Annotated in this window: 18 protein-coding genes; 15 read left to right on the plus strand and 3 right to left on the minus strand. The window is 59.1% G+C overall.

Annotation, left to right across the window (positions count from 1 at the left end):
- Positions 1–220 precede the first annotated feature (220 nt).
- The 14 genes from glyA to BN1130_RS07975 all read left to right on the plus strand — a co-directional run bounded on the left by glyA (position 221) and on the right by BN1130_RS07975 (position 14,428).
- Positions 221–1,474 (plus strand): serine hydroxymethyltransferase, encoded by a 1,254-nt coding sequence (gene glyA, locus BN1130_RS07910; RefSeq protein WP_042041298.1) that lies wholly within the window; start codon positions 221–223, stop codon positions 1,472–1,474.
- Between the two features lie 109 nt (positions 1,475–1,583).
- The gene (locus BN1130_RS07915) at positions 1,584–2,012 is read left to right on the plus strand and encodes a hypothetical protein (RefSeq protein ID WP_042041299.1); all 429 of its coding nucleotides are present in this window, start codon (positions 1,584–1,586) and stop codon (positions 2,010–2,012) included.
- Positions 2,013–2,158: 146 nt separating this feature from the next.
- The gene (gene nrdR / locus BN1130_RS07920; RefSeq protein ID WP_042041300.1) at positions 2,159–2,608 is read left to right on the plus strand and encodes a transcriptional regulator NrdR; all 450 of its coding nucleotides are present in this window, start codon (positions 2,159–2,161) and stop codon (positions 2,606–2,608) included.
- A gap of 214 nt (positions 2,609–2,822) precedes the next feature.
- Positions 2,823–3,932, plus strand: coding sequence for a bifunctional diaminohydroxyphosphoribosylaminopyrimidine deaminase/5-amino-6-(5-phosphoribosylamino)uracil reductase RibD (gene ribD / locus BN1130_RS07925; RefSeq protein ID WP_042041301.1), 1,110 nt, complete (start codon positions 2,823–2,825; stop codon positions 3,930–3,932).
- A 19-nt stretch (positions 3,933–3,951) separates the two neighbouring features.
- The gene (locus BN1130_RS07930) at positions 3,952–4,614 is read left to right on the plus strand and encodes a riboflavin synthase (RefSeq protein ID WP_042041302.1); all 663 of its coding nucleotides are present in this window, start codon (positions 3,952–3,954) and stop codon (positions 4,612–4,614) included.
- 75 nt (positions 4,615–4,689) lie between these two features.
- Positions 4,690–5,799, plus strand: a complete 1,110-nt coding sequence (gene ribBA, locus BN1130_RS07935) for a bifunctional 3,4-dihydroxy-2-butanone-4-phosphate synthase/GTP cyclohydrolase II (RefSeq protein WP_042041303.1) — start codon at positions 4,690–4,692, stop codon at positions 5,797–5,799.
- A 212-nt stretch (positions 5,800–6,011) separates the two neighbouring features.
- On the plus strand, positions 6,012–6,476 hold the full coding sequence (ribH, locus tag BN1130_RS07940; protein ID WP_042041304.1) for a 6,7-dimethyl-8-ribityllumazine synthase: 465 nt from the start codon (positions 6,012–6,014) through the stop codon (positions 6,474–6,476).
- A gap of 11 nt (positions 6,477–6,487) precedes the next feature.
- Positions 6,488–6,901, plus strand: a complete 414-nt coding sequence (nusB, locus tag BN1130_RS07945) for a transcription antitermination factor NusB (protein ID WP_042018200.1) — start codon at positions 6,488–6,490, stop codon at positions 6,899–6,901.
- Positions 6,902–6,956: 55 nt separating this feature from the next.
- Positions 6,957–7,916, plus strand: coding sequence for a thiamine-phosphate kinase (gene thiL, locus BN1130_RS07950; RefSeq protein WP_042041305.1), 960 nt, complete (start codon positions 6,957–6,959; stop codon positions 7,914–7,916).
- A 57-nt stretch (positions 7,917–7,973) separates the two neighbouring features.
- Positions 7,974–8,456: a phosphatidylglycerophosphatase A family protein gene (locus tag BN1130_RS07955; RefSeq protein WP_042041306.1), complete on the plus strand. Its 483-nt coding sequence runs from the start codon at positions 7,974–7,976 to the stop codon at positions 8,454–8,456.
- Between the two features lie 487 nt (positions 8,457–8,943).
- A complete protein-coding gene (locus BN1130_RS07960; protein WP_042041307.1) occupies positions 8,944–10,665 on the plus strand; it encodes a dipeptide ABC transporter ATP-binding protein in 1,722 nt (573 codons plus the stop codon).
- A 69-nt stretch (positions 10,666–10,734) separates the two neighbouring features.
- Positions 10,735–12,291, plus strand: coding sequence for an ABC transporter substrate-binding protein (locus BN1130_RS07965; protein ID WP_042041308.1), 1,557 nt, complete (start codon positions 10,735–10,737; stop codon positions 12,289–12,291).
- A gap of 100 nt (positions 12,292–12,391) precedes the next feature.
- Positions 12,392–13,366, plus strand: a complete 975-nt coding sequence (locus BN1130_RS07970) for an ABC transporter permease (protein WP_042041309.1) — start codon at positions 12,392–12,394, stop codon at positions 13,364–13,366.
- A gap of 120 nt (positions 13,367–13,486) precedes the next feature.
- Positions 13,487–14,428 carry an ABC transporter permease gene (locus BN1130_RS07975; RefSeq protein ID WP_042041310.1) on the plus strand — a complete coding sequence of 314 codons (942 nt, stop codon included), beginning with the start codon at positions 13,487–13,489 and terminating at the stop codon, positions 14,426–14,428.
- Between the two features lie 68 nt (positions 14,429–14,496).
- Here the strand turns inward: BN1130_RS07975 and dxs are convergent, their stop codons facing one another.
- From dxs to xseB, 3 genes are read right to left on the minus strand one after another with little or no spacing between them, the layout of a single operon-like run.
- Positions 14,497–16,362 (minus strand): 1-deoxy-D-xylulose-5-phosphate synthase, encoded by a 1,866-nt coding sequence (gene dxs / locus BN1130_RS07980; RefSeq protein ID WP_042041311.1) that lies wholly within the window; start codon positions 16,360–16,362, stop codon positions 14,497–14,499.
- Positions 16,363–16,383: 21 nt separating this feature from the next.
- Positions 16,384–17,274, minus strand: a complete 891-nt coding sequence (gene ispA, locus BN1130_RS07985) for a (2E,6E)-farnesyl diphosphate synthase (RefSeq protein WP_042041312.1) — start codon at positions 17,272–17,274, stop codon at positions 16,384–16,386.
- Between the two features lie 3 nt (positions 17,275–17,277).
- The gene (gene xseB, locus BN1130_RS07990) at positions 17,278–17,526 is read right to left on the minus strand and encodes an exodeoxyribonuclease VII small subunit (RefSeq protein WP_042041532.1); all 249 of its coding nucleotides are present in this window, start codon (positions 17,524–17,526) and stop codon (positions 17,278–17,280) included.
- Between the two features lie 216 nt (positions 17,527–17,742).
- On the opposite strand from xseB, the gene pomA reads away from it, so the two are divergent.
- Positions 17,743–18,501 carry a flagellar motor protein PomA gene (pomA, locus tag BN1130_RS07995; protein WP_042041313.1) on the plus strand — a complete coding sequence of 253 codons (759 nt, stop codon included), beginning with the start codon at positions 17,743–17,745 and terminating at the stop codon, positions 18,499–18,501.
- Positions 18,502–18,509 lie beyond the last annotated feature (8 nt).

The raw sequence follows: 18,509 nt of genomic DNA on the forward strand, positions 1-18,509 counted from the left end.
TGATGATGCCGCCGCTGCCGAGGCCATGTTGCATCTGGCAGGGATAGGGCCTGGCACTCAGCCCGAACCCCCATTCGGGGAGTGGTGACACGCACTTATGGTTTTTTTACATATATTCAACATTTTTTTGGGTGGTCGGACTGTCCCTTTGATGTCGCTGCGGTTACAATGCGCGGGCCCCATATCGCCCACGCGCAAACGATTTTCAGGAGATAAACGGATGTTGAAACGTGACATGACCATCGCAGGCTATGACCCTCAGCTGTGGCAGGCCATCACAGACGAAACCCGTCGTCAGGAAGAGCATATCGAACTGATCGCGTCTGAGAACTACACCAGCCCCCGCGTCATGGAAGCCCAGGGCTCCCAGTTGACCAACAAGTACGCCGAAGGCTATCCGGCCAAGCGCTACTACGGTGGTTGCGAGTACGTCGACGTGGTCGAAACCCTGGCCATCGAACGCGCCAAGGAGCTGTTTGGTGCCACTTACGCCAACGTGCAGCCGCACTCCGGCTCCCAGGCCAACAGCGCCGTCTATATGGCGCTGCTGCAGCCGGGCGATACCGTACTGGGCATGAACCTGGCCCACGGCGGTCACCTTACTCATGGCTCCCCGGTCAACTTCTCCGGCAAGCTGTACAACATCATCCCTTACGGCATCGATGAGTCCGGCAAGATTGACTATGACGAGATGGAGCGTCTGGCCGTTGAGCACAAGCCGAAGATGATGATCGGTGGCTTCTCCGCCTACTCCGGCGTGGTTGACTGGGCGCGCATGCGCGAGATCGCCGACAAGATTGGTGCCTGGCTGTTCGTCGACATGGCCCACGTGGCGGGTCTGATCGCCGCTGGCGTCTACCCGAACCCGGTGCCCCATGCTCACATCGTCACCTCCACCACCCACAAGACCCTGGCCGGTCCCCGTGGTGGTCTGATCCTCTCCGCCGCCGATGACGAAGATCTCTACAAGAAGCTGAACTCCGCCGTCTTCCCTGGCGGCCAGGGCGGCCCGCTGATGCACGTCATCGCCGGTAAGGCCGTGGCCTTCAAGGAAGCGCTGGAGCCCGAGTTCAAGACCTACCAGGCTCAGGTTGTCAAGAACGCCAAAGCCATGGCGGCGACCTTCATCGAGCGCGGCTACAAGATCGTCTCCGGCGGTACCGACAACCATCTGATGCTGGTGGACCTGATCGGCCGTGAGCTGACTGGCAAAGAGGCCGATGCGGCCCTTGGCAAAGCCAACATCACCGTCAACAAGAACTCGGTGCCCAATGATCCACGTTCCCCCTTCGTCACCTCGGGTGTGCGGATCGGTACCCCGGCCATTACCCGCCGTGGTTTCAAGGAAGCCGAGTCCATTGAGTTGACCCACTGGATCTGCGACGTGCTGGACAGCCACGACAACGACGAAGTGCTGGCGACAGTGCGCGAGAAAGTGCTGGCCATCTGCGCGCGTCTGCCGGTTTATGCCTGATACGCCAGAGATCTTGGTTTGATAACAATGCCACCCTCGGGTGGCATTGTTTTTTGCATTCCGGCCCCGCCATGGGCACCATGCTTGTGCAACCAAGCGAGGAGGCTGCATGCCCAAAGAGACCACCATCACCGACGAGGAAGCGATCCTGTCCATCCGCGCCCAGTACCACTTTCGCCCCGCGCCCGAGGGGCTGCTGGCCTGGGATGTGCGCAGGCTGGTGAGGCTCAGCCGTGCGCTGCCAGTGCGCGCGGTGCCGCTTGCGCAGATTGCCGAACTGGACAGCGTGCACTGGTACGGGCATGGCAGCGTGCAGCCCACGGTGCGCAGCATCGTCGAGCACTGCCAATTGATGCTGGCCGCGGATCTTGCCTATCCCATCATTCTGGATAGCGCGGGCCGGGTCATGGATGGCATGCACAGGGTGAGCAAGGCGCTGATGCAGGAGGCGACCCACATCGATGCGGTGCAGTTTGAACAAGATCCGGTGCCCGACTTTGTGGATTGCGATCCCGATACCTTGCCCTATGACGACTGAATTGGCGTCATTTAAGCCCCAATGCCACCTGCGGGTGGCATTGTTTTTTCTGGGCTTTTACCGGTTTTGGGTGGCCGTGTTACACTGGCTGGCCACGATCCTGACCCCGCGGGGCAGGTGCCTTTTCCGTTAACGCCGGAGGTCCGATGCATTGCCCTTTCTGTAGTGCCGTTGATACCAAGGTGATCGATTCCCGATTGGTGGCAGAAGGCCATCAGGTGCGCCGCCGCCGTGAGTGTCTGCTCTGCCACGAGCGTTTCACCACCTTCGAGATGGCCGAGCTGGTGATGCCGCGGGTCATCAAGTCCAATGGCTCGCGCGAGCCCTTCAACGAGGACAAGCTGCGTGCCGGCATACTGCGGGCGCTGGAGAAGCGACCGGTGAGCATGGAGGCCATCGAAAAAGGGGTCAACCACATCAAGTCGCGGCTGCGCGCCACCGGCGAGCGGGAAGTTCCCTCCAAGATGGTGGGCAACCTGGTGATGGACGAGCTCAAGAGCCTCGACAAGGTCGCCTATATCCGCTTTGCCTCCGTCTATCGCAGCTTCGAGGACATCCGCGAATTTGGCGAAGAGATCGCCAAGCTGGAGAAGTAGCCTGTAGCCAGGCTCGACATGCGACAGACGAGATTTTTTTCGTCTGTCGCCGCTTTGAAGACATTCGTCTTTTTATGTAAATAATGCGGCGAAGAGATCGCCAAGCTGGAGAAGTAAGTCTTTCTGCTAACCCATGTTGCCGCGTCCGATTACGCTGCGCTAATCGAACCTACGATACTGCGCAAAGCCGGGATGTTTTGTCAGAGGAGCCCAGATGTTTAGTCAAGATGATTACCAATGGATGAGTCGGGCCCTCGAACTGGCTCGCCGTGGCCGCTATACCACGGCCCCCAACCCCTGCGTCGGCTGCGTGCTGGTCAAGGATGGCGTCGTGGTCGGCGAGGGCTGGCACCAGCGTGCCGGCCAGCCTCATGCCGAGGTCTATGCCCTTCATGGCGCAGGTGAAGTCGCCCGTGGCGCGACTGCCTACGTGACCCTGGAGCCCTGCTCCCATCATGGCCGCACGCCGCCCTGCGCCGAGGCCTTGATTGAGGCGGGTGTGGCCCGGGTGGTGGCCGCCATGGTCGATCCCAACCCCCAGGTCGGCGGGCGTGGTCTGCGCATGCTCTCCGAGGCCGGCATCAAGACCGACTTCGGTCTGCTCAGCGCCGAGGCCGAAGCCCTCAACCCCGGTTTCTTCAAACGGATGCGCACCGGCTTCCCGCAGGTCACCGTCAAGCTCGGTGCCAGCCTGGATGGGCGCACCGCCATGAAGAGTGGCGAGAGCCAGTGGATCACCGGTCCCCTGGCCCGTGCCGACGTGCAGCGGCTGCGGGCGCGTCACGATGCCGTGCTCTCCAGTGCCGAGACGGTGCTGGCCGACGGCGCGTCCCTCAACGTGCGTTGGGACGAGTTGCCAGCCTCGGTCAAGCTCGCCTATCCCAAGGAGAGCCTGCGCCAGCCCTTGCGGGTGGTGATTGACTCCCAAAACCGCATCACGCCGGACTTGCCGCTCTTTGCAAGCCCGGGTCCCGTGCTGCTGGCGAGGCTGCAAAGTGAAGGGGAGTGGCCAGAGACGGTGCAGCAGCTCACCCTGCCCAAGCTGGATGGGCGGGTCGATCTGGTCAGTCTGTTCATGTTACTGGCCAAGCAGGGGATCAACTCTGTGCTGGTCGAGGCGGGGCCGCGCCTGTGTGGTGCCCTGCTTGAGAAGGGGCTGGTGGACGAGCTGGTGCTCTATCAGGCGCCTAAATTGCTGGGTGACGAGGGCAGAGGCATGTTCCAGTTGCCGGGCCTGGATCGTCTGTTCCAGGCACCCAAACTGACCCTGAAAGATGTGCGACTGGTCGGTCAGGACATCAGGATCACGGCCAAGCTAGCTTGAGCCAGATGAGGTAGAAACCATGTTTACCGGAATTATCGAAACCATGGGCACCCTGGTCGAGCTGCGTCGCCAGGGGGAAGACGTGGTCTTGACGGTCGAGGCCCCCGGGCTCGATTTTAGCGACGTCAAGCTGGGCGACTCCATCGCCACCAATGGCGTCTGTCTCACCGTCGTCACCCTGGGCGACAAGCGCTACAGCGCGGATGTCTCGCTCGAAACCTTGTCGCGCAGCGGCTTTGCCCAGGCAAGAGTCGGGGACAGGGTCAATCTGGAGAAGGCACTGACCCCGAGTTCGCGGCTTGGCGGCCACCTGGTCTCCGGTCATGTGGATGGCGTGGGAGAGGTGAAGAGCAAGTCCAGCAGCGGTCGCGCCATCGAGTACTGGGTGAAGGCGCCCGCGGAACTCTCGCGCTACATCGCCGAGAAGGGATCCATCGCGGTGGATGGCATCAGCCTGACGGTCAATGCCGTCAAGGGCGACGATTTTCGGCTCACCATAGTGCCTCACACCGCCCAGGAGACCACGATCGCGAATTGGAAGCCGGGCCACAGGGTCAACCTGGAGGTGGATCAGATAGCCCGCTATCTCGAACGGCTGCTGCAAGGTGGCGCCCAAGGCAGACAAGGGGCACCGGCCTCCAACCTGACCCTGGAGAAGTTGGCCCAATCGGGTTTTTTGTGAACCCGGTCTGATTGAAACGGGGCCAGCTGCCCCCATCTAGTCTTTATGCTTTTATCACCTTTGACGGAGTAGCCCATGGCGCTGAGCACAACCCAGGAAATCATTGCCGATATCAAGGCTGGCAAGATGGTTATCCTGATGGATGACGAAGACAGGGAGAATGAAGGGGACCTCATCATGGCGGCCTCCTGCGTGCGCCCCGAGGACATCAACTTCATGGCCCGCTACGGCCGTGGCCTCATCTGCCTGACCCTGACCCGGGATCGCTGCAAACAGCTGGCGCTGCCGCTCATGGTAGACCGCAACAACGCCCAGTTCTCCACCGCGTTCACCGTGACCATAGAGGCGGCCGAAGGGGTGACGACCGGCATCTCCGCCGCCGATCGCGCCGTGACCGTGCTGGCCGCGGTGGCCCCCGATGCCAAGGCCGCCGATTTGGTGCAGCCCGGCCACATCTTCCCGCTGATGGCGCAGGATGGCGGCGTGCTGACCCGTGCCGGTCACACCGAGGCAGGTTGCGATCTGGCTCGCCTTGCTGGCTTTGAGGCGGCCTCGGTCATCGTCGAGATCCTCAACGAAGATGGCAGCATGGCCCGTCGTCCTGACCTTGAAATCTTCGCCGAGCAGCATGGCATCAAGCTCGGCACCATCGCCGACCTCATCGAATACCGCAACCAGCACGAGACCACGGTGGAGAAGGTGGCCGAGTGCAAGCTGCCCACCGAGTTCGGCGAGTTCGACCTCATCACCTTCCGCGACACCATCGACAACCAGGTACACTTCGCCCTCAAGAAAGGGGAGGTCAAGGCTGACCAGCCCACTCTGGTGCGGGTGCATCTGCACGATGTGCTGAGCGATCTGCTGCTGACCGATCGTCACGCCGCCCGTAGCTGGCCTTTGCCCAAATCCATGGCCCGTATCGCGGCCGAGGGCGGTGTGCTGGTGATCCTGGGGGCGGAAGCCGATGGCAATGAGCTGCTGGCGCGGGTCAAGGGATTCGAGGCCACGGATAAAGGGCTGGCGCCGGAAGGGGCCAAGTGGCAGGGCACCTCGCGCCGGGTCGGCGTCGGTTCCCAGATCCTCAAGGCGCTCGGGGTCGGCAAGATGCGCCTGCTTAGCTCGCCGAAGAAATACCATGCCCTCGGCGGTTTCGGCCTGGAAGTGGTCGAATACGTCGGCGAGTAAACGCCCTGGTACTCGCTTGACGAAATACCATCCTCGTCAGCGGTTTCGGCCTGAAAGTGGTCGAATACGTCGGCGAGTAAACGAGACTCCGATTTTGAATATGTAAACTCATGCCCGCCATGCGGGCATGGTTTTTGTCGAGGGTCTGTTGTGCTAGACTGTGCGCACTTTTGACCCCGGCCACATTTGACTGCACAGCTACAGGATTGCCAATGAAGGTTATCGAAGGGAATATCGCCGCCCCCGAGGCGCGCGTTGCAATTGTCGTTGCCCGTTTCAACAGCTTCATCAACGAGAGCCTGATCGATGGCGCCGTTGACGTATTGAAGCGTCAAGGTCAGGTGCAAGACAGCAATCTCACCCTGGTGCGTGTGCCGGGTGCCGTCGAAATTCCGCTGGCTATCAAGAAGCTGGCCAAGAGTGGCAACTACGATGCCATCGTTGCCCTGGGCACCGTCATTCGCGGTGGCACTTACCACTTCGAACTGGTGGCCAGCGAGAGCAGCAAGGGCATGGCCCAGGTGATGATGGAGTATGAAATCCCCGTCGCCTTCGGCGTATTGACCACTGAGAACATAGAACAAGCCATCGAGCGCGCCGGTACCAAGGCGGGTAACAAGGGTGCAGAGGCTGCATTGAGTGCGCTCGAAATGATCAACGTCCTGAAACAGCTTTAAGGAATAATACATTGAAACCGTCCGAGCGCCGTAAGGCCCGCCATTGCGCCACTCAGGCCATCTACCAGTGGCAGATGACCAAGGCAAACGTAGGTGACATCGAAGAGCAGTTCAAGATAGATCAGGACACCAAAGGGGTGGATCTGAGCTATTTCCGTGACTTGCTGTTCGGGGTTGCCCTGCATTGCAACGAGCTGGACAAGGTGTTTGCACCTTTCCTCTCCCGTCCGCTGGAAGAAGTGGACATGGTGGACAAGGCAATCCTGCGCCTGGCGACCTATGAGCTGACTCGTCGTGATGATGTGCCGCCACGGGTGGTGATCAACGAGGCGATCGAGCTGGCCAAGGCGTTTGCCGCCGATGACAGCCACAAGTTTGTCAACGGCGTCCTGGACAAGGTCATCAAGACGTTGAGCAAGCGTTAATCCCTGTTCCACAGCATTAAGAGAGGAGCCAGCCTAACCGCTGGCTTTTTACTGTATGGGTGAATTTGAGCTGATAGAGAAGTACTTCAAGGTCCCTCACGCCCGCAAGGATGTGGTGATGGGCCCCGGAGATGACTGTGCCCTGCTGACCCTGCCCGCCGATACCCAACTGGCGGTGAGCACCGATACCCTGGTGAGTGGCGTGCACTTCTTTCCCGACATGGATCCGGTGGATCTCGGCTACAAGGCGTTGGCGGTCAATCTGTCCGATCTCGCCGCCATGGGCGCCGAGCCGCGCTGGGTCTCCCTGGCGCTGACCCTGCCGGCCATCAACGAGCAGTGGGTCGCGGGGTTTGCCGAGGGCTTCCTCGAACTCGCCGAATATTACAACGTGGCCCTGGTGGGGGGAGACATGACCCGCGGGCCGCTCTCCATCACCGTCTCGGTCAAAGGCTCTGTGCCGACCGGCCGTGCCCTGCTGCGCAGTGGCGCCAAGGCGGGGGATGGCATCTATGTCACTGGCACCCTCGGGGATGCGGCCCTGGCGCTCTCTCATCTGCTCGGCAAACGGGTGCTCAACGAGAACCAGCTCGCCGCCGTCCTGCCGCGTCTCGATCACCCCCATCCACGCATTCTGGCAGGCCAGGCATTGCGGGGACTGGCGGGCAGTGCCCTGGATCTCTCCGATGGTCTGGCGTCGGATCTGGGCCACATCTTGAAAGCATCCGGGGTCAGGGCCCAGATTGACTTGGATCTGCTGCCGCTCTCGCCCGTCATGCAAGATGCCGTCTTCCCGGAAGATGCCTGGCAGTTGGTGCTGGCGGGGGGCGATGATTACGAGCTCTGCTTCACTGTGCCGGAAGAGCATCGAGGAGCCCTGGATACCGCCCTGGCTCACAGTGGGGTCAAGTTCAGCCGTATCGGCCGCATCCTGGCCGGTGAACCGGGCATCGATTATGTGCGCGCAGAGCAAGCGGTCGAACTAGATCTAAAAGGCTGGGATCACTTCGCGTGATGCCTTGGCAAGGCTGGGATTATCTGCATGATGCAATTGAAAGGAGGGATTCCTCACATGATCAAACCCGAGCTTAAGAGACTGAACCTGAGAAATCCGCTCCATCTGCTGGCGGTGGGGTTTGGCGCCGGTCTCTCTCCCAAGGCACCTGGCACCATGGGGACACTGGTCGCCATTCCACTCTATCTGCTGGTGAGTGGCCTCTCTACGCCCTGGTTTATCGCCCTGTTGGTGCTGGGCTTCGTGGCTGGCATCTCTATCTGCCAGAGCGCCACCGATGCCATCGGCATGGATGACCATGGCGGCATCGTCTGGGACGAGGTGATTGGCTTTGGCATCACCATGATAGCGGCGCCAGCGGGCTGGTGCTGGATCCTGGCGGGTTTCCTGCTGTTCCGGCTGTTTGATGTGCTCAAACCCTGGCCCATCAGCTGGTTCGATCGCCGCATTCATGGGGGGATCGGCATCATGCTCGATGATGTCATCGCGGGCCTGTTTGCCCTGCTTTGTATGCAATTACTGGCCATCTGGCTGATTTGAGCCGGATGAAGGAGGGCGCCCCTGAGGCGCCCTCCTTATATATGACTGTTTGGTTTTCATTCACTGGCAGATGCTGCCGTCAAAAAAACATTTCACATAAATATTCACTACTCATTCGACACTTCCCACTATCACTTCGTTAGTCACTTATGCTGCTTGTTAATAGATTGTGTCATATCAACTTTGTTTATATAGGCAATAATTAGTTTAATAAGCTGCTTTTTGCGTAATAGATCACGATTTATGGCTGGTGATACACCATGACGCACCGCAAAGTATTGCGAAATTGTATATCCAGATCATTTACTCTTTCGGCCAAAGCGTCTAAGTTACTGGCGGGTTATTCCAAAAAAATGCAAAAAACCCGCCCGGATCGCTGGTTTCCCTGCCTCATGGATTGAGCACTCTTTGCCCAAGGTACAAACCGGCATCTGCGGCTGATTTACGGAAGAATTATTTGGGACGGATGTCCCCCGCAGAGGTAAATATGTCCTTGCTAGAAGTTAAAAACTTGCGGATTGAGTACCCCTCCCGCTACGGGGTACTGGCCGCGGTGAAGGATCTCTCTTTCTGTGTCGAGAAGGGTGAGGTCGTTGGCGTCGTGGGTGAGTCCGGCGCTGGCAAATCCACCATCGGCAATGCGGTGATCGATTTGCTGAGTCCACCGGGTCATATCGCCCGGGGGGATATCTATCTCAATGGCGAACTCATCTCCGGCAAGAGTCAGAACGAGATGCGGGCCATTCGTGGCTCCCGCATCGGTTTCATCTTCCAGGATCCCATGACCTCGCTGAATCCGCTGTTTACCGTGGAGCATCAGCTGGTTGAGACCATACTCGCCAATACCGAGCTCAACCACAGTCAGGCGGTCGCCAAGGCCCTCGAGCTGATGACGGCGGTCGGGATCCCAAGCCCGGAGCTGCGCATCAAGCAGTATCCCCATCAGTTTTCCGGTGGCATGCGTCAGCGGGTGGTCATCGCCATCGCGCTCTCCTGCGATCCCGAGCTCATCATCGCCGATGAGCCGACCACGGCGCTGGATGTCTCCATCCAGGATCAGATCCTGCAACTCATCCGTACCCTCTGCAAGGAGCGGGACGTGGGCTGCATGCTGGTCACCCATGACATGGGCGTGGTCTCCAACGTCACCGACAAGGTGGCGGTCATGTATCGCGGTGACCTGGTGGAATTCGGCACTACCGAGCAGGTACTGGGGGCCCCGAATCACCCCTATACCCGCAGCCTCATCTCGGCGGTGCCCCGCTCCGACGTGAAGCTGGTGCGCTTCCCGCTGGTCTCGTACATCGAAGATGCCAGTGCGCCCGATACCAGCATCGACCTCAAGACCCACTGGCTCGGCCAGAGTCAGGATCAGCGTGCCTATGAAGGCGCCCTGTTGCGGGTCGAGCAGGTGGATCTGAAGTTCGTCACCAAGGACTCCTTCTTCCCGAGCCGCCGTGAATACGTGCAGGCTTGCAACAATATCAACTTCGAGATCTTCGAAGGGGAGACCTTCGGTCTGGTGGGGGAGTCCGGCTCCGGCAAGTCCACCATAGCCCGTGCCATCACCGGTCTCTATCCGCCTGACAGCGGCAAGATAGTGTTCGAGGGGATAGATCTCACCGCCATCAAACACGAGAGCGAGCGTCGTCCGCTGCGCCGCCAGATGCAGATGGTGTTCCAGAACCCTTACTCCTCGATGAATCCGCGCATGAAGGTCCGTGACATCATCTCCGAGCCCATCCGTTTTCACCGGCTGGCCGAGGAGAATCAGATCGACGGCATCGTCAGCGATCTGCTCGATCATGTCGGCCTTGGTCGGGGCGCCGGGGTCAAGTACCCCCACGAGTTCTCCGGCGGCCAGCGCCAGCGCATCTCTATCGCTCGCGCCCTGGCGACCCGGCCCCGTTTCCTGATCTGCGACGAGCCTACCTCGGCGCTGGATGTCTCGGTTCAGGCGCAGATACTCAATTTGCTCAAGGATCTGCAAAAAGAGCTCGGCCTCACCATGCTGTTTATCAGCCATGATCTGCCGGTTATCCGCCAGATGTGCGATCGCATCGGGGTGATGAAACATGGTCATCTGGTCGAGGTGGCCGAGACGGAAAAACTCTTTACCAATGCCGAGCATGAGTACAGCCGCAAGCTGATCTCCCTCATGCCGGAATTTAAGGGAATGTCCCGCGAGGGGCTGGAAATCGCAAGCTAGGAAAGCACCGGCCTGCCGGTTTTTTGTGAAAAAGAGTGTCAATAAAAAGCTAACAGCATGGAGAAAGACATGAAGAAAGGATTATCCAAGATTGCAATGGCATTGTTTGCGGCCGGTTTGGCCTTCAATGTCTCTGCCGCCGATATCAAGGTTGCCGTGGCCTCGGATCCGACCTCGCTGGATCCCCAGGAGCAGCTCTCCGGTCAGACCCTGGAGATGTCTCACCTGGTGTTCGATCCCTTGATGCGTTACACCCAGGATCTGCAGTTCGAGCCGCGTCTGGCCGAGAAATTTGAACGTATCGATGACCAGACGGTCCGTTTCCACCTGCGCAAGGGCGTCAAGTTCCATTCCGGCAACGACTTCACCGCCGATGATGTGGTGTGGACCGTCAACCGTCTGAAAGCCTCTGTCGATTTCAAGGCCATCTTCGACCCTATCGCCGAAGTGAAGAAAGTGGATGACTACACCGTCGATCTGATCACGGCCAAGCCATTCCCCTTGGTACTGCAGACAGTGACCTACATCTTCCCGATGGACTCCAAGTTCTATACCGGCAAGGATGAGAACGGTAAAGACAAGGCCGAGATCGTCAAGAATGGCAGCTCCTATGCTTCTACCCATGTTTCCGGTACTGGCCCGTTCAGCGTCAAGTTCCGCGAGCAGGGCGTCAAGCTGGAATACACCCGCAACGCCAACTACTGGGACAAAGCCTCCAAGGGTAACGTTCAGAACCTGACCCTGGTACCGATCAAGGAAGATGCGACCCGTGTCGCTGCCCTGCTCGGCGGTGACGTTGATGTCATCTACCCGGTCGCCCCGAACGATCTGGAACGCGTCCAGAAAGGCAAGGACACCCAGCTGGTGACCCTGTCCGGTACCCGCGCCATCATCATCGAGCTGAACCAGGCCACCAACCCGGCCCTGAAAGACAAGCGTGTGCGTCAGGCCATCAACTACGCCATCAACCAGGTGGGCATCGTCGAGAAGATCAACAAAGGCTTCGGTACTCCCGCTGGCCAGCTGAGCCCGAAAGGCTACGCCGGTCACAACGAAGCCCTGGTGCCTCAGTATGACTTGACCAAGGCCAAGGCGTTGATGAAGGAAGCCGGTTACGAGCAGGGCTTCAAGATGAGCTTCATCTCCCCGGCCGCCCGTTATGTCAACGATGTCAAAATTGCCCAGGCCGTCTCCGCCATGCTCTCCAAGATCAACATCAAGGTTGACCTGAAGACCATGCCGGTGGCCCAGTACTGGCCAGAGTTTGACAAGTGTGCCGCTGACATGCAGCTGATCGGCTGGCACTCAGACACCGAAGATACCGCCAACTTCTTCGAGTTCCTGACCTTCACCAAGAGCGCCGAGACTGGCATGGGCCAGTACAACTGTGGTGGCTACGCCAACCCAGAAGCTGACAAGATGGTGATGGAAGCCAACACCGAAACTGACCCAGCCAAGCGCAGTGCCATGCTGCAGAAAGTCGAAGCCATGCTGATCGACGATGCCGCCTATGTGCCCTTGCATTGGGAAAACCTGGCCTACGGTGCCAAGAAAAATGCCGACATCAAGCCCATCGTCAACGTGATGAACTTCCCGTACTTTGGCGACCTGGTCGTAGGCAAGTAATAGCGTCATAAGAAGGACCGGCGGGGGCATCACTGGCAACAGTGGCCCCCGCCATTAACAGAAGCCGGTGCCAAGACATCGGCCAGAGTCAAGGACAAGCATGTTTACATTCCTGCTGAAACGGTTCTATCAGGCCGTGATAGTGATGTTCGTCATCAGCCTGGTCGCCTTCTCCATCCAGGACAATCTGGGGGATCCCCTGCGTGAGTTGGTGGGACAATCAGTCTCCGAGGCTCAGCGTCAGGTGTTGCGCGATCAGATGGGGCTCAACGATCCCTTCCTGGTGAAGTACAGTCGCTTCTTGAAAAATGCGCTGCAAGGAGATCTGGGCACGTCCTATTTCTTCAAACGTCCGGCCCTCGAAGTCATACTCGACAAGCTGGTTGCGACACTCGAACTGGTGTTCGGGGCGGCCCTCATCATAGTCGTGGTCTCTATTCCGCTCGGCGTTTATTCCGCTATCCGCCCGCGCAGCATAATGACCAAAATCATCATGGCAGTGAGCAGCATAGGCATCTCAATTCCTGTGTTCTTGACCGCTATCATGCTGATGTACCTCTTCTCTATCCAACTTGGCTGGTTGCCCGCCTATGGCCGTGGCGAGACCTATAACCTGCTGGGTTGGGAATCCGGTTTCTTCACCTGGGACGGCATCTTGCACCTGATCCTGCCCGCGGTGTCGCTCTCTTCCATCATGCTGCCGCTGTTTATCCGGCTGGTGCGCTCCGAAATGCTGGAGCAGCTCTCTTCCGAGTACGTGAAGTTTGCCCGTGCCAAGGGGTTGGATAACAACAAGGTCTACTACCAGCATGCCCTGAAGAACACCATGCTGCCGGTGATCACCGTCGGCGGCGTGCAGATCGGTACCATGGTGGCCTACACCATCTTGACCGAGAGCGTGTTCCAGTGGCCGGGGACGGGTTTCCTGTTCCTGGAAGCCATCCACCGGGTCGATACCCCGCTGATCACTGCCTACGTCATCTTTGTGGGTCTTATCTTCGTGGTGACCAATACCCTGGTCGACCTGCTCTACGGGTTCATCAACCCGACCGTTAACCTGACTGCCAAGGGGTAAGCACATGACCAATGCCGTGACTGTGAGCCCAAGCTGCCGTTTGGTTCACTACAAAAACGTCGACATCATCTCTGACGGGTTGCTCAACCCGGCTCTTAACCCAACGGCCAAGGGGTAAGCATGACTAACGCTGTGACTGCAAGCCCAAGCCGCTGGGCGCGTTTTAAAAATTCCGACATCGTCTACTATTTCCTGCGCGATAAAGTAGCCATGTTCAGTTTTGCCATCTTCGTGGCATTCGTGTTGGCCGCCTTGCTGGCACCCTGGCTGGCGCCGCACAATGTCTACGATCTGACCAGCTTTGACCTGATGGATGCCGAGCTGCCGCCCTCCTGGCTGGAAGGGGGAGACATACGTTTTTGGCTGGGCACCGATAACCAGGGACGGGATATCTGGAGCACCATTTTGTATGGCGCCCGTATCTCGCTGACCATAGGTCTGTTCGCGGTGGGTCTGCAACTGGTGCTGGGCATCGTCATCGGCCTCATCGCCGGCTATTACGGTGGCCGCATCGACAGCCTGCTGATGCGCTTTGCCGATGTGCAGTTGTCATTCTCCACCATGATGGTGGCCATCATCATCTCTGCCATCTTCCAGGCAAGTTTTGGCTCCGAACTCTATGCCGAGTTCGCCATCATCATGTTGGTGGTGATCATCGGCATCGCCGAGTGGCCGCAATATGCCCGGACGGTACGCGCCTCCGTGCTGGCGGAGAAGAAGAAAGAGTATGTGGAATCTGCGCAGGTGATGGGATTCCGTGCCCCGCGCATCATGTTCCGTCACATACTGCCAAACTGCCTGTCGCCCATCCTGGTCATCTCTACCGTACAGGTTGCGAATGCCATCATGAGTGAGGCTGCGCTCTCCTTCCTGGGGCTCGGCATGCCGGTGGATCAGCCCTCGCTGGGGTCGCTCATCAGTGTCGGTTTCAACTACATCTTCTCCGGCTCCTGGTGGATCACCGCCTTCCCAGGCATCTGCCTGGTGGTACTGGTGCTGGTCATCAACCTGCTGGGTGACTGGCTGCGGGATGTGTTTAACCCGAAAATCTACAAGGGTTAACTCGGGTTAGCGGTAAAACAAGAAGGGCGCCATCAGGCGCCCTTCTCTATTGCTCGCAGGTCATCTCATCAGGCCTGCTGCCAGGCCTGGATGCTGGCCAGGATGCCTGCACTGTCGAGACCCAGCATGGCGTAGATCTCCTCCTGGGTGCCCTGTTCGATAAAGCGATCGGGCAGGCCAAGATTGAGTACCGGTTTGCACTGCCTGGTCCGCATCAGCAGCTCGTTCACCGCAGAGCCGGCACCGCCCATGATGGCGTTGTCCTCTATGGTGACGAACTCATGGTGGCTGGCAGCCAGGGAGAGCACCAGGGCCTCATCCATGGGTTTGACGAAGCGCATGTCCACCAAGGTGGCGTCCAGCGCCTCGGCGGCGGCCTTGGCCTGATGGAGCAGGGTGCCAAACGCCAAGATGGCGAGCCCTTTGCCGTCGCGAAGGATGCGACCTTTGCCCAGTGTCAATGCCTGCATCTCGGTCTGAACCTCGATACCACAGCCACTGCCGCGCGGGTAACGCACCGCCGCAGGCTGGTTGCATTGATAGCCGGTGTAGAGCATCTGGCGGCACTCGTTCTCATCGGACGGGGTCATGACGACCATGTTCGGCACGGTGCGCAGGAAGCTGATGTCAAACGCGCCCTGATGAGTGGGGCCGTCGGCACCGACCAGACCGGCGCGGTCGATGGCGAACAGCACCGGCAGCTCTTGCAGGGCCACGTCGTGGATCAGTTGGTCATAGGCCCGTTGCAGGAAGCTGGAGTAGATGGCGACCACGGGTTTCTGGCCCGAGATGGCGAGCCCGGCGGCGAAGGTCACTGCATGCTGTTCGGCGATGGCCACATCGAAGTAGCGGTTGGGGTACTGCTGGCTGAATTTGACCAGCCCTGAACCTTCGCGCATGGCGGGGGTAATGCCGACCAGACGTTCATCTGCGGCGGCCATGTCGCACAGCCACTGGCCGAAGATGGCCGAGAAGCTCGGTTTACCCGGGGTCGACTTGGGCAGTGCCCATTCGTCCGGGTTGAACTTGGGCACGGCGTGATAACCGATAGGATCCTTCTCGGCAGGCTCGTAGCCCTTGCCCTTCTTGGTTTTGATGTGCAGCAGCTGGGGACCCTTGAGGTTGCGCATGTTGCGCAGGGTCTCGACCAGGGCATCGATATCGTGGCCGTCGATGGGACCTATATAATTGAAACCGAACTCTTCAAACAGGGTGCCTGGCACCACCATGCCCTTGAGGTGCTCCTCTGCGCGCCTGGCCAGTTCTTTGACGGGAGGCAGGCCGGACAACACCTTCTTGCCCCCTTCGCGAATGGTGGTATAGAGCTTGCCTGACATGATGCGGGCGAGGTGATTATTCAGCGCGCCGACGTTTTCCGAGATAGACATCTCGTTGTCATTGAGCACCACCAACATGTCCTTGTGGACGTCTCCTGCATGATTGAGTGCCTCGAAGGCCATGCCGGCAGTGATGGCGCCATCGCCGATCACCGCCACTACCTTGCGGCCCAATCCTTCGCTTTCGGCGGCGACGGCCATGCCGAGCGCAGCGCCGATGGAGGTGCTGGAGTGGCCGACCGAGAGCACGTCATATTCGCTCTCGCCGCGCCAGGGGAAGGGGTGCAGACCATCCTTCTTGCGAATGCTATGAATGCGTTCGCGCCGCCCGGTCAAAATCTTGTGGGGATAGGCTTGATGGCCCACGTCCCACACCAGCCGATCGAAGGGGGTGTTGTAGACGTAATGCAGGGCGACCGTCAGCTCGACCGTGCCAAGACCAGAGGCGAAGTGCCCGCTGGAACGGCTCACCGAGCGCAGCAAGTACTCACGTAACTCGTTGCACAGGACGGGCAGGCGCTCCTTGGGCAGGGATCTTAACTCAACCGGGGTGTCAGCGAGGGCCAGGTTGGGGAACTTGCTTATATCAACGCTCATATTGTTACTGTTATCCAGCGTTCAGTGGGTTCGCTCGATGATGTAATCGGCAAACGCTTCCAGAATATCGGTATTGTAGGGCAAAGGGCGCAGGGCTGTTAAGGCTTTGCCGTGCAGTTCGCGAGCCAGCTCACGGGCCTGCTCCAGGCCGAGCAGCGCCGGGTAGGTGCTCTTGGCCAGTGCCAGATCCGAACCCTGAGGCTTGCCCAGGGTGGCGGTATCCCCGGTGATGTCCAGTATGTCGTCTTGCACCTGGAAGGCGAGACCGATGGCGGCGGCGTACGCTTGCAGCGCACTCAGGGTCTGTGCATCGATATCAGCCTTGCACAGGGCTCCCAGGGTGACGGCGCATTCGATGAGCGCCCCGGTCTTGTGGCGATGTACCTGCTCGAGTTCGGTCAGGCTTATCTGCCGACCTTCGGCTTGCAGGTCGAGTGCCTGGCCACCGCACATCCCCAGATAGCCTGAGGCGCGGGCCAGGGTACTGAGCATTTGGACCCGGTTTGCCATCAATGCGCCAGGCATGGGGTGGTCTGCCAGGATAGAGAATGCCAGGGTTTGCAGGGCGTCTCCCGCCAGGATGGCGGTACCTTCGTCGAACGCCTTGTGCACAGTAGGTTGACCACGACGCAGATCGTCGTCATCCATGGCGGGCAGATCGTCGTGCAGCAGGGAATAGGCGTGAATGCACTCTACCGCCGCCGCCGGACCATCGAGCAGATCAGTCTCAACGGCCAACATCTCGCCGACGGCATAGACCAGGAAGGGGCGCACCCGTTTCCCACCCAATAGCAGACCGTATTTCATGGCGTCGCGCAGACGCGGCGCCATGGGGGGCAGGGCATCGAGCTGTTGTGACAGCCGATCATCGATACGCTGGCGATGGAGGCGAGAGAAACTATCCAGCGACACGGTTCAGGCTCCTTGTTCGGGTTGGAAGGGAACAGCCTGCTCGCTGCCATCGGCCTGGCTCAGCAGGATGTGGATTTTCTGCTCGGCCTGCTCCAGCTTCTGCTGACCGGCTCGCACCAGATGGATACCCTGCTCGAACTGTTTGAGTGCCTCTTCAAGGGGGAGCGCGCCCTGCTCGAGTTGATGAACAATGGTTTCCAGCTCTTCCAAGGTGGCATCAAAACTCAGTCGGTCGATTTTCTTAACGGCCATGTTCATCCTCGAGGATTGAAAAAACGGCTCATCTTAACATCCTCGACCCCTGGGGGGGAGGGTGAAAGCGTCATTGCCTCAAACTCTGGCCACCGCTGCCGATATATAAGGCGACTGGGGTCAAGTGCGCACTTTCGAGCTTGCTGCTCGGGATGCAATAGCAGAAAATTCAATGAAATATAGTGAATTCAAGAATCGGCTGACAGGAGTTGCGGCGTGGATCTAGGTAGTCTTATCGGCATAGTGCTCGGTTTCTCGGTGGTGATCTACGGCATGGTGCTGGGGGGATCCCTCAGCATGTTCGTTGATGTGCCTTCTGTCTGTATCACAGTGCTGGGCTCCATCTTCATTGCCATGATGAAGTTCAACGTTGGCCAGTTCTTCGGTGCCTTCAAGATTGCGGGCAAGGCGTTCATTCACAAAAGCGAGAAGATCGACGATCTGATCCAGAAGGCGGTCGAACTGGCAGATGCGGCGCGCAAGGGGGGCTTCCTGGCATTGGAGGCGGCGGAAATCCCCAATAGCTTCATGAAGAAGGGCATCGACATGCTGGTCGACGGTCATGATGCTGAGGTGGTGCGTGCCGTGATGGAGAAAGACATGGAGCTCACCTCGGACAGGCACGTCATCGCCATCAAGGTGTTTCGGGCCCTGGGCGATCTCGGACCCGCCATGGGGATGATAGGCACGCTGGTGGGGCTGGTTGCCATGTTGTCGAACATGAGCGATCCCAAATCCATCGGCCCCGCCATGGCCGTTGCCTTACTGACCACCCTCTATGGCGCCATCCAGGCCAACATGTTTGCCATTCCCATTGCCGACAAGCTGGAGCTGCGCAGCGGTGAGGAGCGCCTCTCACGGGCGTTGATCCTGGACGCCATCATGGGGATCCAGGATGGCCAGAACCCCAGGGTGATCCAGTCCATGCTGCAAAACTACCTGCATCAGTCCAAACGCAACGCAGGCACCGAGTAGGAGTCGCC

Origin of the sequence: Aeromonas rivuli, assembly GCF_000820045.1 — a bacterium.
Taxonomy (GTDB): Bacteria; Pseudomonadota; Gammaproteobacteria; order Enterobacterales; family Aeromonadaceae; genus Aeromonas; species Aeromonas rivuli.